Genomic DNA, 20,987 nt, shown 5'->3' on the forward strand with positions numbered 1-20,987 from the left:
CTTCAGCTCCTAGCGACCAGGACCGACACGGACCCAAGCGCCCGCGTCTTCGAGGTCATCGACGATCCCGGCTCGCGCGCGGGTGTTGTTGGGGGAGGTCCGGGCCACCGTCTCGTCGTCGACGAGGAAGCAGGCCTTGCCGATGTCGGCGCGGGTCAGCGGGTCGGCACCCAGGTTGTTGAAGAAGAAGCAGCCTGCCCGCGTGGTGACGCGCACGTCGCCGTTGGCGGCACCGCCGGTGACGCCTTCCTCGGCGACGCCAACAACTTGGAGCGTGGCTGCATCGGCGGCCTTGGCTGCATTGTCCGCCCCGACGCCGGTGCGACCAGGCGCAGCCCAGCCAGCGGCCAGGACGACCAGCGCCCCGGCATGGATCACGGCCCCGGCCAGAACGGGGTGGGAATGTTGGCGCGCGCCGCGCTCCTGGACCTTGCGGCCTTGTGTCAGTGCCATGGCTTAGGACGCCTTCTGCTGAGTGGATTTGAAGGTGGCTTCGTCCTGGCCGAGCGCGCGGCAGACAGCCCGCTCCTCATCGGTCAGGTTTGAGCCGGCCTTGGTCTCGATCGCCTTGTTCGCGGCTCGGCTCTCGGCCGCACCGACGATCACGGGCAGTTTGGGCACCAGCTGGTTGAACCGCTCCAGCCCGCCTTCCACCCGGCACATGGCGCGATAGTCGTCGGCCGAGTCCGGCGTGATCTTGCCCGCGTCCTGGGCCGCGCTGATCGCGGTCTCGATCGCCTTCTCGTGTTCGGCCGCGTCACGCGCCTTGAGCGCGGCCTCTGCCGTTTCGGCGCGGTTGATGGCGGCGGTCAGGTCGGCGCGCGGCGCATAGCTGGTCAGGTCCACGCTGCCGGGTCGATTGGCAGCCTTCGCCTCGGTCACGGCGGTGACGATCTCCGCCTCCGTCGCGGTGGCCGCCAATCCGAGGACGGCGGCCAGTTGGGTTGCGATGCTCAAGGTTTTCTCCGGGGGCTCGCGGTGAGGCTGATCCGTGCCCACGCCGTCGGATTGACGGTTCAAGGCCGTGAGCAGCAGGTTCGGGGTGTTGGTCAGGGCGACGCTCAGCAGACGGCGGATCACGCCGGTCAGCTTGTCGAAGGCGAAGACGGGAGAGACGAACCGATATTCGGGCGGCTTGCCCTGGACGGCGGCGCGGCCACGGACGGTCCAGTTCACACGGCCCCAGATCGAGCCGCCTTCGCGGACCATCAGCTCCTCGATCCAACCGGCAGCCGGGGCATCCAGGCCCAGCGGCGCGCGCACCTCGGTCGAGTGCTCCCAATCCAGCGGCATGGGATGGCTAGCCACCGGGGTGTCGGCCACCACCTGCTCGGGCGAGGGATTGATCCAGGCGCGGCCATCGCGGCCGATGACGTCGAACCCGGCCGGGATCAGCTCGATCCAGTCGGGGGCGTCGCCTTCGTCGTTCAGGGCGATCTGCTGGACGCCGGTCGCCAAGGTGGCCGGTTCGATGTCAGAAGGGGTGGACGAACGCTTGTTCATGGCCCCATGATCGGGGCGTCGGCAGGCTCATCCGACCCCGAAAGGTTTCGGGGTCAGAGAGACACAGGGGTCCAGATGATGACTGTTGCCCCGTCCGATCCCACGGGGATCATCCAAGTCGCCGCCGGGGTTAAGCAGATCGTCGATGCCTTCGCACCGCTCATTACGGTGGTCGGTGCGCTGGGTGGCGTCTGGCTGGGCAGCTGGATGCAGACCAAGCACGCTGCCCATACCTACCAACAGCAGCGAATCGATCGGCTGGATGACGAGCGGCGTGTTGCACTCACTAGCGCAACCAAGGCGGCCGAGCTGAAGGCTTTTTCGGCCTATCGAGTAGCGACCCTTCTCGAAGCCTATGCGAAGGACTGCGCGCGGAAAAGCAACGTGCGTTCCTCACACATAGACAGCTTCACTTTTCCAGACGAGATCGATTGGGTGCCCTTGGGACCTCTTCTAGCAGCGAGGGTTCGCGACTTTGAGACTTCGGTCGAACTCGTCTGGAATTCGACTGGCCACCGGATCGAAGCCACCGACCGATCTGACGATACTCGCATGCAAAAGATGAAGCGCATCTATGAGGAAGCCATCGCCAAGTTGGGCCTTGAGGCATGGGAACTGGCTGTCGATCTGCGCCAAGACGCGGGCTTGCCAGAGCTTCAGATTCCGCCCCTCGGATGGAACTTCATCGACACGCTTAGGTCACGGATACCAGCGGACTGAAGGTGCGGCCATAAAGCGGGTTAGTTGGTGTGGCTGGCATCTCAGCGTCGATCGCGCCGCCACTCATGCGGCAGCTGGAACCGCAGCGACCAGATACCCCGCCGCGCGGCCCGCGCCTCGGTCTCGTCCCCGACATAGATCTCGGAATAGCGCCTGAAGGCGACGGCCTGCCCGGCCTGGACCATGTCGCGGGCCAGGTCGTGGCGACCGATCCGGCAGACCGCCACCACCCGTCGATAACGATCGCGGCTCTCGCCCTCGCACCGGACAGGCCGCCCGGCGATCCGGCGCACCAGCCATTCGCGGGCGTTGACCCCGCAGCGGACGGAGCCGCACATCTGCGCCAGCTCGGGCGCGTCGATGCCGAACAGGCGCACCCGTTCCTCGCCGATCCGCAGGGTGTCGCCGTCGATGACGTGGGCCGGTCCGGAAACGACGATGGCGGGATCGAACATGCTGCACCTCGCGGTCGGGGCCGGACCCCCGCCTAAGCCCGTTTAAGGCCGCCTGAGACCGCTTCTAGCCCATTTCCGCTCCAACGGCCCACCCCGACCCCGCCAGCGGCGTCCTGACGCGATTTTCGCGGGCTGGCGTTTTGCGCCCTTCGCGCCTAGTTTGGGTGGGCGACGGGCGAGCCATTGTTCAGCCGGGCTTGCTACCGCGAGGGCGTAACGTCCCTCCGCCCGCCGCACCTCAGTCCTTCCCACGTCGCCGCAGGCGCTCCTCCCGATCGCTGTCGATCGCGAACAGGGACAGGACCACGACTTCACCCTGGCGGGTGACGTTGACGGTCAGGGTCCACAGCCCGTCGTCCATCCGCATCACATAGGTTCCGCGCCGATCCCGCCGCTCGACCAGCTCGCCGCCGTCCAGGATGGCCTGCACGCGGGCGAAGTCGGCCGGGCGTGTGGGCCGTGCCCCGCGCCGGTGCCCGTCCACGATCTTGGCCACATAGTCGCTGCCCACCATGGCGACCGGGTGCGATGCGTCCAGGGCCGCGCGGGTGGCCTCGGTCATCACGGCCACCGGGGCCAGGGACCGGCGCGCCTTTGCATTGGGCGCGCGCGCCGCCGGTTGCGCGGCCAGGGCCTCGGGCATGGACCCGGCCCAGAAGTCGGACATCAGGGCGCGTGCCGCCGGTTCGCCCGCCGAGGCCAAGTGCTCGGTGAGATTGGTCATCAGGGTGCGCGATCGGTTCAGGCCGGGGTTGGTGTGCCAGCCCGGATCGATGCCGACCGGAACCTGCACCCGCTCGAAGCTGCCGTCGTCGCGCACCCGGCGATAGGTCTTCGTCTGGACCTCGAACGGAGCGGTGACGCCCCGGCGCTCGGCCTCGGCCCTGGTGATCTGCCGGAGATGGCATTTGCAGCCCCATCCATTGGGCGGAAACCATGCGTCCCAGACCGGGTCGTCCACCGGGCGAACGACACCCTCCATCGCCGCATGCTCGGGCCGGTGGTTCACCGAAGGTCCGAGGCCATAGAGCCAGAACGGCAGCACAGCCTTGGTCCTCTGGCTTCTCTCCCACTGCCCGGCCGCGCGGGCGCTGCGCAGGTTCGCGTCATAGATAGTGCGCAGGCGACGCGGCGATCCCAGCTCCCGATCCCTGACCTCGCCCGTCGCCGGGTCGGCCATCGCCACCTGACCCCACCAGCCCAGGCGTTGCAGCTCGGGCTTCAGCTCGCGCGACCAGGTCTCATAGGGCACGCCCTGGTCGATCGCCCACTGAAGGCTCTCGCGGATGGTGCCCAGCACATCGGCCTGGACCGCCTTGGCCACGGTGAAGGCATGGGCATGCTCCTGCCCCCAGACCTCTGACCATCGGAACGCCGGACGATCGCCCTTCTCGCGCAGATAGGCACTGACCTCGGGCGAGGGCTCGCTGCCGAAGGTAAAGCCAGGGCGATCAGCCATCGCCGAGGAACTTCAGATCGGTCGGGGTCCGGACCGCAAGGCAGCGTAGGGTCGGCATGACCGCCAAAGCAAAAGGCCGCTGGCATGACGGGCAATCGCATACGATCGCGTCGCCGATCGGCTTCCCCTGTGACGAGATGCTGACCCACTCAACCTGCTGGTCACAGAGGGCGTCGCTAAGTTGGCCGATAGTGATTGCTGCCTCCCCAACCGATTCGCGACACCAGGGGCAGACGGGATGGTCGCCAGGTAACGCCCACGTTGATCGTGGAAGACCATCGGTCATGTCAGGCCTCCGGATCGTCTTTGGCGTCACCCTGGGCGCGGGCCTTGAACAGGGCGGCACCCAGGCTCTTGGCCAGGGCCGTCGGGTCCATGCCTTCGACGGCCCCGACCAGGCCCGCTTCGAATTCCGCATAGCTGTTGGCGGTCCTGGCCAGCTGTTCAAACGGCTCAACCATGGGGTCCAGGTCTTCGGTCCACCCTTCCAAGAGATCGTCGCGCAGATCGTCCATCCGATCGCGCGGCTCGGCCTCGGCCTGGGCACGGTTCAGCGCCCGCTCGGCGGGGGCCTTGGGCGCATCGGGCTCGGCCGTCACCGGCGACGGCGTCTTGGCCTGCGGTCCCAGCAGTTCGTCATCGTCCTCGGGCGCATCCAAGCCGAACTTCTCGCGCATCTGGCTGGCCTTGACCTTCAGGCCCCGATCGATCAGCGGGGCCAGGGCTTCCGACAGCGCCTTCAGGTCTTCGGTTTCCGGCGTCTCCAGCGACAGGCCGGGCACCTTGGCGTCTGGGCCATAGTTGAACCGGACGAACGGCTCGATGACGTCGCGCCGGATGGTTCGGGCCAGCTGTTTGGCATCGCTCTCGCAGATGTCGCCGCGCACCCCGTCCAGCACCTTGGCCTGGGCATAGCCGCCGCCGGACTGCATGGTCGAGGTGCCGTCCTGACCGACGATCGCCTTGGACACCTGCTTGTCCAGGAACTCGGCGAACCGCTGATAGAGGTCCGCGCCCGAGCCGGTGCCGCCCTCGGCCTTAATGAACTCGATCTCCATCGCCTTGGGGATCACGGCGGCGCAGTCGGTGCCGATCATCGACACCGCATTGAACAGGATGTCGACGTCCTTGGGCGTGGCGCTGGCGTCGTATTTGCCCAGGCGCAGCGGCTGGCCATAGCTTTCGGCGAAGGTCGCCCAATCCTTGACCCCATAGAACTTGAACAGGAAGGCCCAGGCGGCCAGGCGCGCCAGGCCGCCCCGCACCGGCAGGCCCATCTTCAGATTGGGCCGGTGGATCGCAAACTTGTAGGGGCGCAGCTCGACGCCCTCGGCCATGTCGGCCGGGTCGAGCATCCGCAGCTGGTGACCGGTCTGGCGGTCCCACTGAAACCACCGCGGATCGCGCCAGGCGTATTGGTTCGGCACCCACCGCCTGCCGGTATCCCAGCCGATCTCGACCACGCCATAGCCCTTGCCCAGGGCATCCAGCAGACCGGCACCGAGATCTTCGAACGCCTCGTCCTCGACGATCTCGGTCCGCACGGCCTCGGCGATCTCGATGTCCCTGGCGTCGTCCGACGCGGGCCGGACGTTGCGGTCCAGGCCCAGCACCGCCAGCTTCCGCTTCCCCAGCTCGGAGGCATAATGCCAGTCGCGTTCCTCCATCTCCTCGGCCAGGGTCAGGTAATCGTGGGCGTCGCCCTCGGCCGCGCGCTGAAGCAGGGATGCCAGCCGCTGCGGCGTCAGACCGGCCGCCACGGTGGTGTTGTTCCAGGCTTGGCGCACGCCCGTCGTTGTCGGCCGAGCGACTACCTCGGCGATCTCGGACTTGGTCGCCGCCGCCGCCACGATCATCGGCCGGCCATAGAGATCAATCAGGCCCGACTTGGTCAGGCCCGGCTGAAGAAGATCGGTCATCAGTGCATTCCTCGGCGTCCGCCGTATCGCGACCGGCTGGCCTGATCAGACTGGCGGTCGCCCGGCCGGGGTCCGCCTCGGCCGACGCCGCGATAGTCGTAGGGTTGGTAAGGGTTGCTGGCGGCGCGGCAAGCGAGCGCCGAGGCCCAGAACTCGTCGGCGTGGACCTCGCCGTCATCGACGATCCGGATCGCGCCGCCGACGCTGCCCTGTTGCTTGATCGCCCGGAGGTCGGTGCGCAGCGCGGGCACGGGCGGCAGGCGGATGCGGCACGTCTCCACCCGCTCCTTCAGCGCGATGGCCAGGTCTAGGCGCGACGGTCCGGTCAGCAGCTGGCCCACGATGCGCGTGGTGCCGTAGCGTAGCTGCAAATCCTCGACGACCTTCTCGCCCATTCCGGTCTGATCGACCCAGGCTGCGACCAGGCGGCGGTCGCGGACTATGGCGTCAAAGGCATCGTCCTGCGCGCGGAAGGTGGCCCCGCGTTCCAGCCAGCGGTCCCGCATCCACAGGACATCGCCGACTTCCTCGAACCCGTGGATCACGGGCAGATCGCGGCGGCGCGCGACGTCCCGGCCGACATAGAACAGACCCCCGGCATATAGCTCGGGCTTGCCCGCGTCGGGATGTTCGCAGGCGGCCAGGGCGGCGGGATCGAGCCAGCTGCCCGAGCCCTGTTTGGGGATGCAGTCCAGTTCTTCGCCCGCGTTGTCGCCATAGGTGTCGCGGACGTCGGCGATCCACTCTTCCTTGGTCATCCCTCGGTGGCGGTTGGTCAGCTTGACCCGTTCGTAGAGGCCGTCCTCGATCGCTTCGTTGAAGGTGATCGTGAGGTGCGCGCCCTTGCGCTTGCCTGTGCGGATGTCGTCGATCAGCAGGTTGAACGGGTTCGAGATGCCGTTGTGGGTCGAGACCACCACCACCTGGCCGCCCCACATCAGTAGCGCGATTGCCGCCTTCAGAACCTCGGCCAGTTCGCGGTGAAAGGCCGCCTCGTCGATGATCACCAGGCCTTGCTTGCCCCGCAGCGCGCGGGGCACGGACGGCAGCGCCACGATCTTGAAGCCGGACGCGAACCGAAGGCGGAAGGCCTGAACCTTCTCGCCGTCGCCATCCAGGACTTCCTCATCGACGGCCTCGGCCGCCATGCCGAAGGCGCGCGCCCACATCGCGCAGACGTCGATGAACTCGCGCGCCATCTCCTGGTCGTAGCCCATATACCAGGCGTTCATGCCGCCCGAGGATCGCTGGGCGGCGGCCTTCAGCACGGCATAGGCGGCCAGCGCCCAGGTCAGGCCAATGCGTCGGCTCTTCTCGATCGCCAGCAGCGAGACGCCCGTCTTCAGCAGGGCCATGGCCGAGGCCTGATACTTCAGCAACAGATCGCCGGGCGGCAGGCGGGCAAATGCCGCCTCGGCCTGCTCGCGTTCCCGCGCCTTTTCGGCGACGGCCGCGCGCGACTGGTCGCGCAGCTGCATCAGGCGACGCCGAGGACGGCGCGGCTGATCGCATCGACCGTGTCAGCCGTCAGACCCTTGTCACGGCCGACCGCTTTGACCGCCTTCACGGCATCCTTGGCCACCTCCACCCGCACCTTCAGCAGGCGGTCGGCATCGATCTTCTGGGCACTGGCCAGGGATTGCAGCGAGCGCGCCAGAAACATCGTTTCTTCAGCGTCGAAGGTCACCGGCCCCGCCTCGCCGGTCTCGTCGGGCGAACCGGTTAGCATCTGCATGACGATGCCGTGCATCAGCTCGATGTTCAGGCGGCCGACGCGATTGTCCGCATCCTCGCCGAACCGGCCGACCAGGGCCGTCGCGATCTCGCGCGACCGGCGCAGCTGCTCGCCGACTTCGGCCAGCCCTTTGATGTGGCGGCCCAGCGCCGAACGGGAAACGTCCGCGCCCAGCTCGTGCAGCTTCGCCAGGATCGCGTCGATCGTGACGCCCTCTGCGCGCAGTTTACCGATCAGCTCGCGCACCTCGGGCGGCAGCTTGTCGATAGACGACGGGGAACGGCGGGTGGCGCGGGCCATGGGCTCAGCTGCCGGGCGTGGGCTGGGCGACGCCGTCCACGGTGATGTAGCCCTTGGCCACCTTGACCCCGCGCTCGGTGATCGAGGCGACCATGATGGTGTCGCGGAACATATCGATGGTGACGCAGCCGGTGGTTTCCAGATGCTTCAGGTGCGCGCGAACGCTGGCCCGTTCCAGGCCGACGCGGTGGCCGAGCTGGGCCAGTCCCGCTTCCAGCACTCGCTCATTGCCGTGACCGTTGTCCTGCAACAGCAGGTCCAGGATCACCAGACGCCGGTCGGCGTCCACCAGGTCTTTGAAGCTCATGCGTGCCCTCGCGCGGCGTTGTTCATCAGGAAGCCCTCGATCCGATCGACGCCGCCCTCGATCCGTTTGGCGTGCCCCTCCACCGCCAGCACCTGGCGCTCGATCCCGGTCATCTCAGCCGTGAGGCGCGCCACGTCGGCCTTGGTGGCGACGTTCTCCATCCGCGCCTTCAGGCCGGTGATGTCGCCCTCGGCCAGGCCCAGGCGCGCCGCAAGCGCATCGCCCTGCTGACCCTGGCTCTTGATGGCGGCGATGTCGTTGACGCACTTGTCCAGACGCCGGATCAGCGCCTGGGCTTCCTCGCCTTCTTTCCAGGCCGCCGCCCGCTTCCAGGTCAGGAACAGCAGCAGGCAGTTGGCGGCCGAGATCGCCAGGGCCAGGCCGGTCATGGTCTCGGCCAGGGTCACGGCGTCACCCGCTGGGCGACCAGCGCCAGAACGCAGGCCTGAAGACCGCCCACCAGGACGGCGTTGCTCAGGGCCAGCCCGCGATCGGACGCGCCGGTTTGCAGGGCCTCACGCACCGTGATCGACTCGGCCAGAGGGGCCGGTGTCGGCGCGGGGTTCAGCAGTTCCACTCGGCACTCGACCGGCAGGGGCGGCGGCGCAGGCAACGGCGTCTCCACCGGCGCAGGCGAGGCCGTCGCGCACGCCGCGAGGCAAAGGATCGTCAAGACGCAAAGAACCGTCCGCACGGGCGATCTCCTGATGGGCCGCACGGACGCGGCGGTTGAGTTGTTCGATTTCGGCGGCCATGGCGCGGGACGCCTCCGCCTGGGCCTGGAAGGTCAGGGCGCTGGTGCGCGCATAGTCGGCAAGGGCGTCCTCGGCCTTCTTCTTTCCGGCCCGCGCGGCGAGCCATCCGGCCTCGGCCTTGGTCAGGTCAGCGGCCAGGTCATCGGCCTTCTCGCGGGCGTGGTCGCGTTCAACCGTCACCACCCAAAGCGACAGGGCCAGCCCGGCCACGCCCGCCACGGCCCAGGCGCGCCAGTCGAGCGCGGTGCGGATCAAGGGGGCCCAAATCACGGTTGCCCCCCGCGCCTTATGGCGATCTGAACCCGCGCGGCCTGCACCAGCTGGGTCAGCTCGTAGGCGGTGGCCCCGACGACATAGATCAGGCCGATGAAGATCACCGTGCCGATCAGCCCGTAGGCGATGTGCTGCATGGCCAGCGCCTGAGCGTCCGACATCGCTGAGCCGCCCAGCGACCAGACGATGAAGCCGACGATGGCCAGGGCGATGAGGGTGACGCCGAAGCTCCACCACCGCCGCCACAGCCACTCGATCTCCTTCAGGCGCGGGACCGGCGGAACCAGGGGGCTGTCGGTCATCGAATGGCCGTGGCCTTCGCCCACCAAGCCGCCACGTCGAACGTCGGGCAGAACTTCACCCATTCGCCGGGCGTAACCTTCCCATCGCCGTTGCGGTCGGGAGACAGGTCGCGATGTCCGCAGATGCGGGCCTTCGGATACCGGGCGGACAGCGTGGTCAGCAGGGTCTCCAGCGATGCGTATTGAGCGGGCGTGAAGTTGGTCTCGGCCGTCATATCCGGCTTGACTCCGCCGACCAGGCAGATGCCCAGCGAGCCGGTGTTGTGCCCGACGACGTGGGCACCGGTGACCTCATCCGGACGGCCTTTTTCCACCCGGCCGTCACGTCGGATGACGTAGTGATAGCCCACGTCGTGCCACCCCTTGGCTTTGTGCATGGCGCGGATTTCGGCCACGCCGATGTCGCGGGCGGCAGGCGTCGCCGAGCAGTGGACCACCAGCTTGCTGATCGCCCTCACGGCCGCACCGCCGCCGCTGCGCCGCGCAACGGGCGGGTTGTCGATCGGCTCTGGGTCATGGAAAGAGCGAAGCCCCTGTTGACGCGCCGCCCGGCGCGGACGCAGGGTCAGAAAGGCCAGCTTGGGGGGCTCACTCCCACCCCGAAAACTTTCGGGGCCGGGGCACTACTCGCCGAACAGATCGGCCTCGCGCGCATCGCTCGTGTCGATCCCTAGCTCACGATCGCGCTGGTGACGAATCTCCACCGTGCGGATGTGGATGCCCAGGGCGCGCGCCGCCTCGGCATTGGTCCGGCCCTCGCGGCGCATCGCCCGCATGGCGGCCTTGCGGCGGCGGACCGAGGACGTCGGCCCCATCGGGATCACGATCTTGCCGGGGCTCAGGATGTCCGCAACCATCCGGGCCGCCGCCAGGCCCAGCGTCAAGGCCAAGGGATGGCTCTCGTCGATGCCGTCCGCCTGGGGGATGTAGATCTCGCGCCCGCCATAGGCCGCAGCCAGGCTCAGCGCCACGCCGCCGCCGCACGCGTCCGCGACCCGCTGCAACAGCTCGGGCCAATCCGCCGATGTTTCGGCGGCTGAGGTCACAGAGGGCCGCCCCGGCGCAGCTCGGCCAGGCGCACCTCGGCCATCAGAACTCGAAAGTTGGCGGTCCGCAGTTCCGAGCGCCGGTTGCGGGTCTCGCCCTGTGGGGCCAGGCGAACCCGCACCAGGGCGCGATCATAGGCGTCGTTCGCCCGCTGGACGTCCTGGGCGGCGGCTTCCAGCTGAACCTCCAGCAAACGGTCGGCCGCGTCCTGGGCGCGCTGCTCGCGCTCGATCTCTTCGACCGTCTCGGCTTCGTTCCACCAGAATCGCTTCGGGCCGGTCATCGTCCGGCCTCCCGCTGGGCGATCAGCTCAGCCAGACGGGCCTTCAGCACCGGCAGCCGTTCGTCCGGGGCCAGCCCGGTGGTGTCCTGCGACCAGCCCGCCCGCTCGGCCATCGCCTTCAGCGCCTCGATCAGCGCCGCCCCTTGCGACGGCACCGCCCATTGCAGGCGATCCACGCCCAGCTGGCGGCGCGCGAAGGCTTCCAGTGCAGCCTCGGACGGATCACGAACCTCGCCCAGCTGGTGCAGGGAAATCCACATCGCCCGCGCCTTCAGCGCCAGAGGCGACACCGCCTGTTTCGCGGCGTGTCGGGTCGAGGAGGCAGAGCGTTCTGACCGCGCCGCAGGCTTCGAGGCCTTCCAGCCCTTGGCCTTCATCTCGTCCAGCACCCGGCCCAGCTGGGCCTCGGTGCACTTCGCGGCCGAGTCCTGGCCGGTGATCCGGCTGAGCATCGCGCGATAGGTCGCATCATCCAGACCCAGCTGCTTTGCCGCGATTTTCACCTTGGCGATGGCCCGCGCTCGGCTGTCGCCGACGTCCTGCCGATATCGAGGGGCGGCCATCATTTCGCGGCCTCGAAGCTCTGACCCCAATCGATCAGGACGCCCCGAAACACGGTCTGGCCGGGATGGGTCATCGCCCACCACCGGGCCATGTATTCCCATGGCTCCATCTTGATAATCGCAGACGGAAACGTCTCAGGCAGACGGAAGCCGTCGCGCACGGCAAAGGCGTTCAGCTCTTCGGTCCCCGCAATCACCTCGAAGTCGTCCAGGGTGACGACGTTGGTTTTGAAATCCAGCCGGACGTCGCGGCTGGCGGCGCAGATCGCTCGCCCCAGGCGCACCGGCTTCATGCGCGGGCCGGTGAACAGCTGAAGAGCCTCGCCCGCCCTCGCATGCCGTTTGCGGGGCAGCCGGATCGTCTGACATTTCACCTTAGATCGAATGTCGTCGATGAAGCCGGGTTTGAAGCTGTAGGCCACCATCAGCGGACCTCCCATTTGACAGGCCCCAGCACCGCGACGATGCGCGGGCCATAGTCGCGCGTCAGACGTTCCAGCGCGAACCGGTGGGGGGCCGTGATCCGCACCGGGCGCTGGCTCTGATCGATCACCAGCGGCGCGAAGTAGGACAGCCAGGGACCTTCGCCGACGTCGGCAAACAAGCTGGCCAGCGGGTGATCAGGGCTCGGTCCCTCAGGGGCCGAGGCCGGAGCATCCGGGTCGGTCATGTAGTCTTCGAAATAGCGTTGGTTCAGCCACTTCCGGGCGTGCGGGATGAAGATGGACTTCACCTTCTCCCGGCTGATGAAGCTGGCGTATCGCCCGGCAGCGGCGATCAGGGCCTCGGCGCAGACGCCCTCCTTCAGCAGCCGTGCGAAGACCACGCGCGCAGGGGCCTTCGGGTTTTCGGCCCGATAGGGGTAGGCGGCCCAGAAGCGGTCGAACGCCTCCAGCGTGGTCTTCGGCAGGGGCTTCACGCGGCCATCCCCTTGTCGGTCAGGTCCTGGCGCGGGGCGGCCAGCATCGCGGCCATGGCATCGTCGATCACCGCCATCTCGGCCGGGGTGACCACCCGCGTGAACCGCGATTGGACGAGGCCCTTGTGGACCTCGGCGATCAGCTCCGCCTCAAAGTCGGCCAGAACGTCGCCTCGGGTGAACATCAGGGCATTGGCCCGGATTACGCGCAGCTGCTGCTCATTGCGGGTCATGCCGTCACCGTCGCCGCTGCCGCCCGATCCAGCCGCTCGATCTCGGCAATGGCCAAGGCAACCGACCTGATCAGGTCGCGCCGCGCTTCGGCCGGCTGCCAGGTGTGTCCCGGCCATGGCCAGAACAACGGCGCGGCGGTGGAGCGACTGGCGTTCAAAGCATAGGCCGCGCTGCCTCTGGCCAGCTCGGCATCCACATAGACGTCGTCGCGCGCCGGGGTGTGGCCGATCGCGACCTGGCGCCCCCGTTCGGCCAGGACCTCGGCGACGACCTTCATCGTCGCCTCGGCCTGCATGCCGCCCGTCGCGGCAGGGGTATATCCAGGCAGCATCAGGCAGCCGCCCCGACGATCTCGGCCTGGAACGGCTCAATGCCGAACTCTTCGCCCTCGCTGCCGATCGTCACGCCGGGCAGGGTCCGCGCCAGCGCGGCCTCGGCCAGCATCACCTCCTTGTTCGGCTCCAGCTTGGTGCGAATGAACTGCGTCAGGCCCAGACGGCGGGCTTCTTCAAGCATCTTCTCGACGCCGCGGATGCCGACCTTCGGCGGCAGCGAGCGCCACTTCACCTCGCCGGTGGCGAAGCTGGCGAACTTCACCTTCCCGCCCTGGGTGATGCTGTTGCGGTTGGCCTCGCACCAGCCTTGAACGCGCACCATGATGTCCTCGATCTCGGCATCGATCGGCTGGACTTCCTGCTCGACGCCTTCCTTCAGCCGAGCGGCCTTGTCGCCATAGTCAGCCTGGATGCGCTGACGCTGGCGTTGCAGATCGCCCATGCGCGCGATCAGCTGCTCGGTCTCTTCCTTCGACTGCGCCGCCGGGGTGGCGAGCGCCTTGATTTTGGCCTTGGCCATAGGTGTCTTCCTTCAGTGGGTGGTGGGTTGGTCGGCGCGCCCGCCCTGGATCAGGGACAGTCGCGGAGGCAGGCGATCGGCCGTCTGGTCGCGCAGCGGGGTCAGGCGGTCCCTGATCCGCGTCATTGTCACTTCGACGCGCAGGTGGGTCAGGGTGCCCTCGCGAACGCCTTCGGTCAGGCTGTTCAGCAGGTAGGTGATGGACCCGCCGCGATCGGCATTATGGGCGGTGACGCCGTCCCGGATGCGCTTGGCGATCGCCAGCGCTTCGGGCGGCGTCAGGGTGCCCGCCATGGCGCGGCGGGCCATCATGCCGACGTCGGCCAGGATGGCGTCGAGCGGATGTGTCATCGGTCCCATCCTCACGCCGCCTGGTCTGCGGCCCGCTGGGCATAAGCCTCGCGGATCAGGGTGGCGGTCAAAGGCTCGGACGCCATCGCCGCCATCCGCTTGGCCAGCAGCAGCGTCTTGGTCAGGCCGCGCAGGGCACCGGGCTTGCTGGCGATCTCGCCGCACAGCTTGACCAGCTGGGTCTCGGTCACCCCATGCGCCGCCGCGATCACCACGGCATCCTTGGGATCGGGGCGGCTCAGGCGGACGCGATAGCCGATGCGGCTGTGGAACTGCGCAAAGGCCGACCGGCGCGAACCGTCGAACAGGCTGAAGACGCTCTCGTCGCCGCTGAAGACCAGGCCGACGCCCGTCTTGTCGTGGATCGACCGGAACTCGTCGACGGCCTGCTGGGAAAGGTGCTGCGCCTCGTCGATGACCAGCAGCCCGCCTGACGTCGCCTTGGCCGCGACCCGGCGCGACAGCGCTTGGGGCGTCCCCCGTGCGTCCTGGTCGCCCATGGCCCCCAGAACCTCGATCAGGGCATTAGGCACGCCGCGCGTGGACGGGGCCATCGTGGCGACCCAGACACGAGGACGCAGTTTCCGGTATTGCCGAGTGGTCTCGGTCTTGCCCATTCCGGGGCCGACCCCGACCACCGTCAGGTCGCCGAACACCTGGGCGTGCTCCAGCCCGGCCCAGATGCGGCGCGCCGTCGGCGTCTCCTGGAACATTGGGGCGACCGGAATGGTAGCGGCCATTTCGGCCTGTTCCTTCCGCGCGACCAGGAACCGGTTCACCACCGATGCGACCTCGTCGATCCGCTTCTGGGAGCCTGGGTATTTGTCCGCCAGCCAGGGCCCGAACGTGCCCTCGGGCACCTCGCACTCTTCGGCGAACTGTTTGGCGGTCCAGCCGTGGCGGTCGATGAAGGCGCTGGTTTCCGCGCGCAGCTGGCCCAGCTCGTGGGGGCTGAAGGTGGTTTTGCCGAGGTTGGGTGTCATGCTATTCGTCCTTTGTTGAAGCGTGCCTACAGGGCCGGTTGGGGTGGCAGCCCCGACCGGCCTTTCTCATTCGACCAGCCGCAGATGGTCCCGTTGCTCTCGCGCCAGGGCCTCGGCGTATCGGTCGTCAAAGCGGATGGGATCGGCCTCGGCGGCCAGGGCAGCAGCCCCGCCCAGCGAGCCCAGACCGGTGATCATGCGGACCGCCCGAGGCGCGGGCGCGGGTGCCACGTCGTCCTCGTCCAGCTCCGGCAGCAGGGCGGCGACATCGCTGGCCGACAGACGCCGCTCGACCGCCAGCTGATCCTTCTGTGCCTTGATGAAGGCCGCCCGCGCCCGGTTGTGCTCGCGCGCCGCCGTCGCATCGGCAAAGCCGGACGCGGCCTGAAGCTCGGCGGCCCCCAGATAGGCGCCAGCCCGCGAATAGACATGGACCGGTTCTTCATGCAGCCGGTCCGGGTCGAACCGGACGATCAGCTTCTCGCCGCGATGCTCGTTCAGGAACGCCGCCCAATAGACGTTGTCGAACAGGCGCAGCGACCCGGACCGTTTCTCCGCCGTCACGCCCTCGTGGGCCAGCATGCACATCCGCAGCTGGGCCTCTGTGGCGGTCCGGATCACGGCACCGGCGCGAGACGCCTCATAGGCCTGGTCATAGGACAGCACGCCCCGGCAGACCCGCGTCCGACGCCCGACCTTGGCATTGTGCTGGGCGATGACCTTGGTGACGACGGCCTTGAAGACATGCAGGGGAACGGCGCGGGACTGATAGTCCTCGGGCTTGGCCATGGGCGAGTTGCCGGTATAGGCACCCTGGAACGCCGGGTGCCTCGCCCCGTGGTCGCACAGCGTCTCGAACGCCCGCTCGATCGGCTTGGACTGACCCGAATACGGGCGCGTCCAGCGCACCTCGACGCCCAGGGCGGTCAGGACGCCAACCGGCTCTTCCTTCTTGACCTTGAACCGGAACCGGTTCGGCGTGCCGCCCGTGATCCACTTCGAGGCAAAGCCCCGCCCGTTGTCCAGCCAGGCCAGCTCGGGCACGCCGTGGTCGCGGAACAGATCGCCAAAGGCCAGGCGCACCGTGTCCGCGCCTTCGTTTTCGGCCAGACGCCACGACAGGATTTTCCCGGAATACAGGTCCTGAATGGCCAGCATCAGCGGGCGCACCGGCTTGTCCCTTCCGGGCCAGGCGACAAAGACATCCCAGCGGTGGCCGTCCGCGTTCACCGCCTGCATGGCGTGGAACTGGCTGCGGTCGCGCACCATCGGCGGATACATCCGGGCGTGGACCTCGGTCCCCTCGCGCGCGATCACCCGCAGCGCTTCCGGGATCTCGGTGTCCAAGCGACGCTTCATCGTCTTGGCCGAGGGCAGCGCCCAGCCATGCAGGGCGGCGGCATCGGTCAGGCGGTCCCAGCAGCTCTCGAACGAGGGCTGCGACAGGCGCAGATAGTCGCCTTTCAGGAACTCCCAGGCATCGGGATCACAGTCGGCCGTGGCCGTTCGGCCCTGAGTCTGCGGGACTAGCGCGGGCAGCCAGTCACCCCGGCTCAGATGGCGCACCACCTTCTGCCAGTTATAGACCGTCTGGACGCTGAACTTGTGCTCCTTGCCTTCCCCCGCGCGGAACTTCAGACCGTGCAGGTGGACGACATGGGCGACTGCGCCGGTGGCCGAATGCCCGGCCTGGCGCAGGGCCTCGACCTCCTTCAGAATATCCAGCCGGAACCGCGCCACGGCCTTCTTGCACTCGGGCAGGCCGTCGAACGCGGCCCATAGTTCGGACCGGGCCACGATTGGCCGGGCGGCGGTGTCCAGATTGACCACCAGGCCGCGCGCGACCAGCGCCGCGACGGCCTGAACCGGCAACACCGAATAGTGATATTCCATCCCGCCGCCCTTGCCCTTGCGGGCGCGGGCCAGCGGCTGGCCTGACGCATTGGTGCGCGAGCCCCAGCCGAGCTGATCGGCTGTCTCGTTGATCTTGCGCTTGGTCGTCGGCAGGCCCGGCAGGGTCTGCATGGCCAGGTCTTGGGCGGTCCACCACGCCTTCATGCGGCCCTCCCATCCAGCGGGCGCGCGCGCGTGGTCAGATCGCGTTCCAGAGCCTTCAGGCGCCGCATCTCGGCTTGGACGTGGCCCAGCTGGGCCAGCACATATTCCTCACCTTCCAGCACCCGGCACCCGATCCGGGTAACCAGGGCGTCCAGGGCGTCCGAGCGTTTGGTCGCCACGACCAGGGCCAGGAACCGGGCGGCCGAGATGTTGTGTCCGTCCTTTGAAGGGGCGGCATAGGCATAGAGCATGTCCTTGGACACGGTCTCGCCCAGCACCGCCGACATCGCGGCGGCGACTTCGGCCTGGGACCGCGAGTCCTCCCGCACGATGGCGGACACCAGCCCGGCGACATAGGTGTCCAGACCAGCCAGCAGCCCCTCGGTCGGCGTCACCCGTGCCGGGGCGTCGAACGACAGGGCCATCTGCCGGGGATCGATCCGGTCGCGCTTACCCATGCGCCCGCTCCACGGCCAGCAGGGCCTTGCCCTCGGCCGTCAGCAGGTTGTGCTCGGTCAGCAGCCCATCGGCCCGCAGGTCCAGGATCATGGCCTGGCGCGCGGCATAGGCATCGGACACCTCGACCGTCCGGCCCGCCGCGCCGGTGTCCCAGCCTGCCCAAGGACCGTCGCCCGCGCCCACGGCCCGCAGCACCGCCATCCGGCTCTGGAAGGTCCAGGCGGCGGCGGTCATGCGTCGTCCCTCGGACGGCGCAGGGTGACGACAGCATCATCGACCGCGACGTCGATGGCATCCAGCTTGTCGTAGAGCGCCTGGATGTCCGCCTCGACGGCCCCGTCGATCTCCGACCATTCATAGGCCAGGGCTTCCAGCTTGGAGCGGATCAGCGCCGTAGTCCGCTTGGCCCGTTTCGACACGACGCCGGGCTTGACGCCCAGCTCCTGCGCCTTGGTTTCCCGGATCATTTCGTCACCTCGACCGAGCAGCCCTTGGGAAGTTCGGCCTCGGCCAGGAAGGCCAGGAAGGCCCGCCGATCGCGGGCGTTCATCCGCTCCCAAAGGTCGATGGAGCGCGACAGCGATCGGTCTTCGGCAGGCTTGACGGCCTTGCCGTCGATCCGATCGAAGGCCTCATTCACCGACCGCGCGGGGTTGTCCTGGGCCAGCAGATGCCCGACCGCCGCCACCTGTCGTTCGTGGGGATGTTTCGCCAGAGCTTCCAGCGCCGCCTGATTGGACGCCAGCGCCGTGTGCTGAACCGCCTTCACAACGTCCGGCGAGAGGGCCTCGGCCAGCAGAACCGCCCGGCGGATCGTGCGCTCGGAAAGTCCCGTCTTGTCGGCGATGTCGGCGCTGAAGGACCAAGTGGCCAAGTTGGCCACTTGGTCGCTGCGACGATCCCCGCCGTGCTTCGCCTCTGGGTTCAGGGCCTCATAGATGCGCTTGCGTTCGGCCAGGAACCGGGCGCGATCCAGCGCCGTCAGCTCGTGCCGGATCAGGTTCTCGTCGATCTCGCGCAGCCGGAGTTCCGCGTCGTCGGCCTCGGTGATGATGGCCTTGATGTCGGCCCATCCCGCGATCTGGGCGGCCCTATACCGGTGCGCCCCATAGACCAGACGGAACCGGTCGCCCCGGCGCACGATCTCGATCGGCGTGCGCTGCCCCCGTTCGGTGAACGACGCGGCCATCACCTCAGCGTGGGCGTCGTTGACCTCCCGCAGCCTGTCGCTGGCATCGATCAGCGCCAAAGGCACCAGAACGATCTGCTCGATCGCGACCGGATCGATGACGGCGGCGGGCTGATCGACCGGCCCGGATGTGATCCCCTGAGCCATGTCTAAACCGCCTGCGTGCTTAGACGATGCGGCACACTTTGGAGTGCGCTACTATTCACCTTCGTGAAGATTCGTCGGCCCCGCGTGTCGTATCGCTCGGGCCAGACCTCGTGGAGCTTCCGACCGATGCGCTTTGCAATCACCCGATCGACCCGAGGACAGGGCACCACCAGCGCCTTGCGGCAAGCTGATGGGCTGAACCCATGGCGCAGCGCCAACCCTGTCAGGGTAATGCCCGTCATGCGAACCTCGCACTTGATCTCTTCAGGATGCAACGCCATTCGCCTTCGTGAGGAAAGTTCACTATCGTGAGTGATACGCCTCCCACGCGATTCACGTCAACCACGATCGTGGATGATGATGATGATTTGGCACGCGGCTTCTCGGAGCGGCTTCAGCTTGCCATGGGCACTACGTCACAGGCGGTCGTAGCCAAGCGGGCACGCATCTCGACCGGTGCCATGAGCAAGTATCTCAATGGCAGCGAGCCGGGCCTGCTGAAGGCCGCCCGCTTGGCGAAGGCTCTCGATGTCAGCTTGCATTGGCTGGCGACCGGAGAAGGCGCGCCCAGCGCTTCGTCGTTCGGTTATGTGGGGCTGCCCATATTCGACGTCCGCCTTTCGGCCGGCACGGCCAGCTTCTCCGACGCAGCCAGGGAGATCGGCACCATGCCGTTCGATATGGACCTGCTGCGGGCCTTGGGCAGAGCCAACGGGGACGGTCTGGGCGTCCTGGAAGCCGAAGGCGACTCGATGGAGCCGTTGATCAGCGACGGTGCCCGCGTCGTCATTGACTTCAAGGATACCCGCCTGCGTGAGAAGGTATTCGCCTTTCGTTTCGACGACGAACTTCGCCTGAAGCGCCTGCGCCGCACCATCGACGGCATCGAGATTTTGTCCGAAAATCCCCGCTACGAGCCCGAGCTGCTGTCCGGCGAGGCCCTGAACCGTTTCCAAATCCTCGGCCGCGCCCTTTGGTCGGGGTCCATGCTTTAAGGCTGCACATGATCCGCCGCTCGATCAGCCCAATCATTTTCGCCTGCGCCTGGGTGGTTGGTTGCGGGGACGTGGCCGCCCCGCCATCGCCATCCGTCGAGATCGAATCGGTCAAGCTGCTCGCCTGCCCCGATCCGGACATCGGTCGAACCTGCGAGTTCGACCACGTCAAGAGTCCCGAATATCTCGCCGACGCCCTGAAGGGCGACTACCAGGCGCAGCGCAACATCTCCTACGCCCACACCTCTGGCGTCAGCTGGATCGTCGCGCGACCCGTCCAGGGATGCGGCTGGCGGATGGTGATCATGGTCAGTCGCCCGGCCGGTGCGACCTATGATGACGCGGGCATGTATCGCATCCAGTGCGGCGACCTCAGCCCCGCCGACCTCGAACAGAGCAAGCGTCTCGCCCAGATCATCTATCGGCAAATTCACGGTGCCGACCTTCCGGCCCTCCCGCCCATCCCGGCCTGACGATCATGTTCAAGCGCTTCACTCAGCTACCGGAACGCCAGCCTATCTATATCCGCGAAAGCCGGGTTCAGGCCTTCGCCGCGACCGAGGACGGCACCCGCATTTTCCTCAGCGGATCGCTCAGCTGCCTGGTCGCTGAGGGTGAAGCCGACGTCCTGGCTGCCTTCACCCGCTCCGCCGACAGTGAAGGCTAGACCGTCCCCGATCCGCATCGGCATCCCAGAGGGCAAGATCGCCTGGCCTGTTCTGGTCACCGCGAGCGGAGTCCATGTCCTGGGCTCGGGAGAGGTGCCGCGCGTCAAAATCCACTTCGGCCGCCTGGGCCGCTTCGTCCCTCGCTCAGCCCTGCCGCCCTTTTCCGGCACCGACGCATGGTTTCTGATGCACATCAGCGACGGCCGCTTCTACGTCGGCGACCAGACCACCCAGCCCGACAAATAGCGTCCCACTTCGGGCGTCATCGGCGACCGCTCTCGCGACCCCTTCGGTCCCGCCCCGTGGGCCTTTGCCCGGCATTGAGGTTTCTGGGACCACCAGGTCCCACTTTTCCGACGCCGGTTCGCACCCCGCGCGGCCCTTCGGCTCCACCTCCAGCCCTCATGCCACGGAAGACGATCCCGGCACACCGGGCCTGAGGCCAGCCTGACCCCAGCCTGAGGCCACCCTGAAGCCGACCTCGCCCCGATCGCTGGCCGCCGACAAA

General features: G+C 67.8%; 33 protein-coding genes. 5 read left to right on the forward strand and 28 right to left on the reverse strand.

Annotated elements, in window-relative coordinates:
* Window positions 1-9: 9 nt before the first annotated feature.
* Together JIP62_RS10460 and JIP62_RS10465 are read right to left on the reverse strand one after the other, a co-directional pair.
* A complete protein-coding gene (locus tag JIP62_RS10460) occupies window positions 10-453 on the reverse strand; it encodes a hypothetical protein (protein WP_201102130.1) in 444 nt (147 codons plus the stop codon).
* Window positions 454-456: 3 nt separating this feature from the next.
* On the reverse strand, window positions 457-1,503 hold the full coding sequence (locus JIP62_RS10465) for a phage protease (RefSeq protein WP_201102131.1): 1,047 nt from the start codon (window positions 1,501-1,503) through the stop codon (window positions 457-459).
* A gap of 75 nt (window positions 1,504-1,578) precedes the next feature.
* Between JIP62_RS10465 and JIP62_RS10470 the strand changes: the two genes are divergently transcribed.
* Window positions 1,579-2,223: a hypothetical protein gene (locus JIP62_RS10470; protein WP_201102132.1), complete on the forward strand. Its 645-nt coding sequence runs from the start codon at window positions 1,579-1,581 to the stop codon at window positions 2,221-2,223.
* 41 nt (window positions 2,224-2,264) lie between these two features.
* On the opposite strand, the gene JIP62_RS10475 is transcribed toward JIP62_RS10470, so the two are convergent.
* From JIP62_RS10475 to JIP62_RS15345, 26 genes are all read right to left on the reverse strand, one after another.
* The gene (locus tag JIP62_RS10475; protein WP_201102133.1) at window positions 2,265-2,678 is read right to left on the reverse strand and encodes a thermonuclease family protein; all 414 of its coding nucleotides are present in this window, start codon (window positions 2,676-2,678) and stop codon (window positions 2,265-2,267) included.
* Window positions 2,679-2,916: 238 nt separating this feature from the next.
* Window positions 2,917-4,137, reverse strand: coding sequence for a phage head morphogenesis protein (locus tag JIP62_RS10480; RefSeq protein ID WP_201102134.1), 1,221 nt, complete (start codon window positions 4,135-4,137; stop codon window positions 2,917-2,919).
* Window positions 4,138-4,424: 287 nt separating this feature from the next.
* Entirely contained in the window at window positions 4,425-6,056 is a 1,632-nt protein-coding gene (locus JIP62_RS10485) for a DUF935 domain-containing protein (RefSeq protein ID WP_201102135.1), read from the reverse strand.
* A complete protein-coding gene (locus tag JIP62_RS10490; protein WP_201102136.1) occupies window positions 6,056-7,534 on the reverse strand; it encodes a phage terminase large subunit family protein in 1,479 nt (492 codons plus the stop codon). Before JIP62_RS10490 ends, JIP62_RS10485 begins: the two co-directional genes overlap by 1 nt.
* On the reverse strand, window positions 7,534-8,091 hold the full coding sequence (locus JIP62_RS10495; RefSeq protein WP_201102137.1) for a DUF3486 family protein: 558 nt from the start codon (window positions 8,089-8,091) through the stop codon (window positions 7,534-7,536). The genes JIP62_RS10490 and JIP62_RS10495 overlap by 1 nt, the downstream gene beginning before the upstream one ends.
* 4 nt (window positions 8,092-8,095) lie before the next feature.
* Window positions 8,096-8,398, reverse strand: a complete 303-nt coding sequence (locus JIP62_RS10500; RefSeq protein ID WP_201102138.1) for a VpaChn25_0724 family phage protein — start codon at window positions 8,396-8,398, stop codon at window positions 8,096-8,098.
* The gene (locus JIP62_RS10505; protein WP_201102139.1) at window positions 8,395-8,805 is read right to left on the reverse strand and encodes a hypothetical protein; all 411 of its coding nucleotides are present in this window, start codon (window positions 8,803-8,805) and stop codon (window positions 8,395-8,397) included. Before JIP62_RS10505 ends, JIP62_RS10500 begins: the two co-directional genes overlap by 4 nt.
* A gap of 108 nt (window positions 8,806-8,913) precedes the next feature.
* A complete protein-coding gene (locus tag JIP62_RS10510; RefSeq protein ID WP_201102140.1) occupies window positions 8,914-9,408 on the reverse strand; it encodes a hypothetical protein in 495 nt (164 codons plus the stop codon).
* 11 nt (window positions 9,409-9,419) lie between these two features.
* The gene (locus tag JIP62_RS10515) at window positions 9,420-9,728 is read right to left on the reverse strand and encodes a hypothetical protein (protein WP_201102141.1); all 309 of its coding nucleotides are present in this window, start codon (window positions 9,726-9,728) and stop codon (window positions 9,420-9,422) included.
* The gene (locus JIP62_RS10520; RefSeq protein WP_201102142.1) at window positions 9,725-10,186 is read right to left on the reverse strand and encodes an N-acetylmuramoyl-L-alanine amidase; all 462 of its coding nucleotides are present in this window, start codon (window positions 10,184-10,186) and stop codon (window positions 9,725-9,727) included. The genes JIP62_RS10515 and JIP62_RS10520 overlap by 4 nt, the downstream gene beginning before the upstream one ends.
* Window positions 10,187-10,351: 165 nt before the next feature.
* Entirely contained in the window at window positions 10,352-10,774 is a 423-nt protein-coding gene (locus JIP62_RS10525; protein ID WP_201102143.1) for a helix-turn-helix domain-containing protein, read from the reverse strand.
* Window positions 10,771-11,058: a hypothetical protein gene (locus tag JIP62_RS10530; RefSeq protein WP_201102144.1), complete on the reverse strand. Its 288-nt coding sequence runs from the start codon at window positions 11,056-11,058 to the stop codon at window positions 10,771-10,773. Before JIP62_RS10530 ends, JIP62_RS10525 begins: the two co-directional genes overlap by 4 nt.
* Entirely contained in the window at window positions 11,055-11,624 is a 570-nt protein-coding gene (locus tag JIP62_RS10535; RefSeq protein ID WP_201102145.1) for a gp16 family protein, read from the reverse strand. Before JIP62_RS10535 ends, JIP62_RS10530 begins: the two co-directional genes overlap by 4 nt.
* Window positions 11,621-12,046 carry an ASCH domain-containing protein gene (locus tag JIP62_RS10540; RefSeq protein WP_201102146.1) on the reverse strand — a complete coding sequence of 142 codons (426 nt, stop codon included), beginning with the start codon at window positions 12,044-12,046 and terminating at the stop codon, window positions 11,621-11,623. Before JIP62_RS10540 ends, JIP62_RS10535 begins: the two co-directional genes overlap by 4 nt.
* Window positions 12,046-12,540: a hypothetical protein gene (locus tag JIP62_RS10545; protein ID WP_201102147.1), complete on the reverse strand. Its 495-nt coding sequence runs from the start codon at window positions 12,538-12,540 to the stop codon at window positions 12,046-12,048. Before JIP62_RS10545 ends, JIP62_RS10540 begins: the two co-directional genes overlap by 1 nt.
* Window positions 12,537-12,773 carry a hypothetical protein gene (locus tag JIP62_RS10550; protein ID WP_201102148.1) on the reverse strand — a complete coding sequence of 79 codons (237 nt, stop codon included), beginning with the start codon at window positions 12,771-12,773 and terminating at the stop codon, window positions 12,537-12,539. Before JIP62_RS10550 ends, JIP62_RS10545 begins: the two co-directional genes overlap by 4 nt.
* Window positions 12,770-13,105: a hypothetical protein gene (locus JIP62_RS10555; protein WP_201102149.1), complete on the reverse strand. Its 336-nt coding sequence runs from the start codon at window positions 13,103-13,105 to the stop codon at window positions 12,770-12,772. The genes JIP62_RS10550 and JIP62_RS10555 overlap by 4 nt, the downstream gene beginning before the upstream one ends.
* Window positions 13,105-13,629 (reverse strand): host-nuclease inhibitor Gam family protein, encoded by a 525-nt coding sequence (locus JIP62_RS10560; protein WP_201102150.1) that lies wholly within the window; start codon window positions 13,627-13,629, stop codon window positions 13,105-13,107. Before JIP62_RS10560 ends, JIP62_RS10555 begins: the two co-directional genes overlap by 1 nt.
* A gap of 12 nt (window positions 13,630-13,641) precedes the next feature.
* Window positions 13,642-13,980: a hypothetical protein gene (locus JIP62_RS10565; protein WP_201102151.1), complete on the reverse strand. Its 339-nt coding sequence runs from the start codon at window positions 13,978-13,980 to the stop codon at window positions 13,642-13,644.
* Window positions 13,981-13,991: 11 nt separating this feature from the next.
* Window positions 13,992-14,963, reverse strand: coding sequence for an AAA family ATPase (locus JIP62_RS10570; protein WP_201102152.1), 972 nt, complete (start codon window positions 14,961-14,963; stop codon window positions 13,992-13,994).
* A gap of 66 nt (window positions 14,964-15,029) precedes the next feature.
* Window positions 15,030-17,021 (reverse strand): transposase domain-containing protein, encoded by a 1,992-nt coding sequence (locus JIP62_RS10575; protein WP_201102153.1) that lies wholly within the window; start codon window positions 17,019-17,021, stop codon window positions 15,030-15,032.
* Window positions 17,018-17,479, reverse strand: a complete 462-nt coding sequence (locus tag JIP62_RS10580; RefSeq protein WP_201102154.1) for a hypothetical protein — start codon at window positions 17,477-17,479, stop codon at window positions 17,018-17,020. The genes JIP62_RS10575 and JIP62_RS10580 overlap by 4 nt, the downstream gene beginning before the upstream one ends.
* Entirely contained in the window at window positions 17,472-17,714 is a 243-nt protein-coding gene (locus JIP62_RS10585) for a hypothetical protein (RefSeq protein ID WP_201102155.1), read from the reverse strand. The genes JIP62_RS10580 and JIP62_RS10585 overlap by 8 nt, the downstream gene beginning before the upstream one ends.
* Complete coding sequence (locus tag JIP62_RS10590; RefSeq protein ID WP_201102156.1) at window positions 17,711-17,947, reverse strand: hypothetical protein; 237 nt, start codon at window positions 17,945-17,947, stop codon at window positions 17,711-17,713. Before JIP62_RS10590 ends, JIP62_RS10585 begins: the two co-directional genes overlap by 4 nt.
* Window positions 17,944-18,816, reverse strand: coding sequence for a ParB/RepB/Spo0J family partition protein (locus JIP62_RS10595; protein WP_201102157.1), 873 nt, complete (start codon window positions 18,814-18,816; stop codon window positions 17,944-17,946). Before JIP62_RS10595 ends, JIP62_RS10590 begins: the two co-directional genes overlap by 4 nt.
* A gap of 2 nt (window positions 18,817-18,818) precedes the next feature.
* Window positions 18,819-19,097, reverse strand: a complete 279-nt coding sequence (locus JIP62_RS15345; RefSeq protein ID WP_201102158.1) for a helix-turn-helix domain-containing protein — start codon at window positions 19,095-19,097, stop codon at window positions 18,819-18,821.
* 69 nt (window positions 19,098-19,166) lie between these two features.
* Here JIP62_RS15345 and JIP62_RS10605 point away from each other — a divergent pair, with 69 nt between their 5' ends.
* From JIP62_RS10605 to JIP62_RS10620, 4 genes are read left to right on the forward strand one after another with little or no spacing between them, the layout of a single operon-like run.
* On the forward strand, window positions 19,167-19,811 hold the full coding sequence (locus tag JIP62_RS10605) for an XRE family transcriptional regulator (protein ID WP_201102159.1): 645 nt from the start codon (window positions 19,167-19,169) through the stop codon (window positions 19,809-19,811).
* A gap of 8 nt (window positions 19,812-19,819) precedes the next feature.
* Window positions 19,820-20,284 carry a hypothetical protein gene (locus JIP62_RS10610; RefSeq protein WP_201102160.1) on the forward strand — a complete coding sequence of 155 codons (465 nt, stop codon included), beginning with the start codon at window positions 19,820-19,822 and terminating at the stop codon, window positions 20,282-20,284.
* 5 nt (window positions 20,285-20,289) lie between these two features.
* Window positions 20,290-20,478 carry a hypothetical protein gene (locus JIP62_RS10615; RefSeq protein ID WP_201102161.1) on the forward strand — a complete coding sequence of 63 codons (189 nt, stop codon included), beginning with the start codon at window positions 20,290-20,292 and terminating at the stop codon, window positions 20,476-20,478.
* Window positions 20,468-20,725 carry a hypothetical protein gene (locus tag JIP62_RS10620; RefSeq protein WP_201102162.1) on the forward strand — a complete coding sequence of 86 codons (258 nt, stop codon included), beginning with the start codon at window positions 20,468-20,470 and terminating at the stop codon, window positions 20,723-20,725. The genes JIP62_RS10615 and JIP62_RS10620 overlap by 11 nt, the downstream gene beginning before the upstream one ends.
* Window positions 20,726-20,987 lie beyond the last annotated feature (262 nt).

The sequence above is a fragment of the Brevundimonas vitisensis genome, from assembly GCF_016656965.1.
GTDB classification, from domain to species: Bacteria; Pseudomonadota; Alphaproteobacteria; order Caulobacterales; family Caulobacteraceae; genus Brevundimonas; species Brevundimonas vitisensis.

Coding starts and splice junctions, on each gene's coding strand:
- JIP62_RS10460 (WP_201102130.1), bottom strand. CDS start 453: ATGGCACTGACACAAGGCCGCAAGGTCCAGGAGCGCGGCGCGCGCCAA.
- JIP62_RS10465 (WP_201102131.1), bottom strand. CDS start 1,503: ATGAACAAGCGTTCGTCCACCCCTTCTGACATCGAACCGGCCACCTTG.
- JIP62_RS10470 (WP_201102132.1), top strand. CDS start 1,579: ATGATGACTGTTGCCCCGTCCGATCCCACGGGGATCATCCAAGTCGCC.
- JIP62_RS10475 (WP_201102133.1), bottom strand. CDS start 2,678: ATGTTCGATCCCGCCATCGTCGTTTCCGGACCGGCCCACGTCATCGAC.
- JIP62_RS10480 (WP_201102134.1), bottom strand. CDS start 4,137: ATGGCTGATCGCCCTGGCTTTACCTTCGGCAGCGAGCCCTCGCCCGAG.
- JIP62_RS10485 (WP_201102135.1), bottom strand. CDS start 6,056: ATGACCGATCTTCTTCAGCCGGGCCTGACCAAGTCGGGCCTGATTGAT.
- JIP62_RS10490 (WP_201102136.1), bottom strand. CDS start 7,534: ATGCAGCTGCGCGACCAGTCGCGCGCGGCCGTCGCCGAAAAGGCGCGG.
- JIP62_RS10495 (WP_201102137.1), bottom strand. CDS start 8,091: ATGGCCCGCGCCACCCGCCGTTCCCCGTCGTCTATCGACAAGCTGCCG.
- JIP62_RS10500 (WP_201102138.1), bottom strand. CDS start 8,398: ATGAGCTTCAAAGACCTGGTGGACGCCGACCGGCGTCTGGTGATCCTG.
- JIP62_RS10515 (WP_201102141.1), bottom strand. CDS start 9,728: ATGACCGACAGCCCCCTGGTTCCGCCGGTCCCGCGCCTGAAGGAGATC.
- JIP62_RS10530 (WP_201102144.1), bottom strand. CDS start 11,058: ATGACCGGCCCGAAGCGATTCTGGTGGAACGAAGCCGAGACGGTCGAA.
- JIP62_RS10535 (WP_201102145.1), bottom strand. CDS start 11,624: ATGATGGCCGCCCCTCGATATCGGCAGGACGTCGGCGACAGCCGAGCG.
- JIP62_RS10540 (WP_201102146.1), bottom strand. CDS start 12,046: ATGGTGGCCTACAGCTTCAAACCCGGCTTCATCGACGACATTCGATCT.
- JIP62_RS10550 (WP_201102148.1), bottom strand. CDS start 12,773: ATGACCCGCAATGAGCAGCAGCTGCGCGTAATCCGGGCCAATGCCCTG.
- JIP62_RS10555 (WP_201102149.1), bottom strand. CDS start 13,105: ATGCTGCCTGGATATACCCCTGCCGCGACGGGCGGCATGCAGGCCGAG.
- JIP62_RS10560 (WP_201102150.1), bottom strand. CDS start 13,629: ATGGCCAAGGCCAAAATCAAGGCGCTCGCCACCCCGGCGGCGCAGTCG.
- JIP62_RS10565 (WP_201102151.1), bottom strand. CDS start 13,980: ATGACACATCCGCTCGACGCCATCCTGGCCGACGTCGGCATGATGGCC.
- JIP62_RS10570 (WP_201102152.1), bottom strand. CDS start 14,963: ATGACACCCAACCTCGGCAAAACCACCTTCAGCCCCCACGAGCTGGGC.
- JIP62_RS10575 (WP_201102153.1), bottom strand. CDS start 17,021: ATGAAGGCGTGGTGGACCGCCCAAGACCTGGCCATGCAGACCCTGCCG.
- JIP62_RS10580 (WP_201102154.1), bottom strand. CDS start 17,479: ATGGGTAAGCGCGACCGGATCGATCCCCGGCAGATGGCCCTGTCGTTC.
- JIP62_RS10585 (WP_201102155.1), bottom strand. CDS start 17,714: ATGACCGCCGCCGCCTGGACCTTCCAGAGCCGGATGGCGGTGCTGCGG.
- JIP62_RS10590 (WP_201102156.1), bottom strand. CDS start 17,947: ATGATCCGGGAAACCAAGGCGCAGGAGCTGGGCGTCAAGCCCGGCGTC.
- JIP62_RS10595 (WP_201102157.1), bottom strand. CDS start 18,816: ATGGCTCAGGGGATCACATCCGGGCCGGTCGATCAGCCCGCCGCCGTC.
- JIP62_RS15345 (WP_201102158.1), bottom strand. CDS start 19,097: ATGGCGTTGCATCCTGAAGAGATCAAGTGCGAGGTTCGCATGACGGGC.
- JIP62_RS10610 (WP_201102160.1), top strand. CDS start 19,820: ATGATCCGCCGCTCGATCAGCCCAATCATTTTCGCCTGCGCCTGGGTG.
- JIP62_RS10615 (WP_201102161.1), top strand. CDS start 20,290: ATGTTCAAGCGCTTCACTCAGCTACCGGAACGCCAGCCTATCTATATC.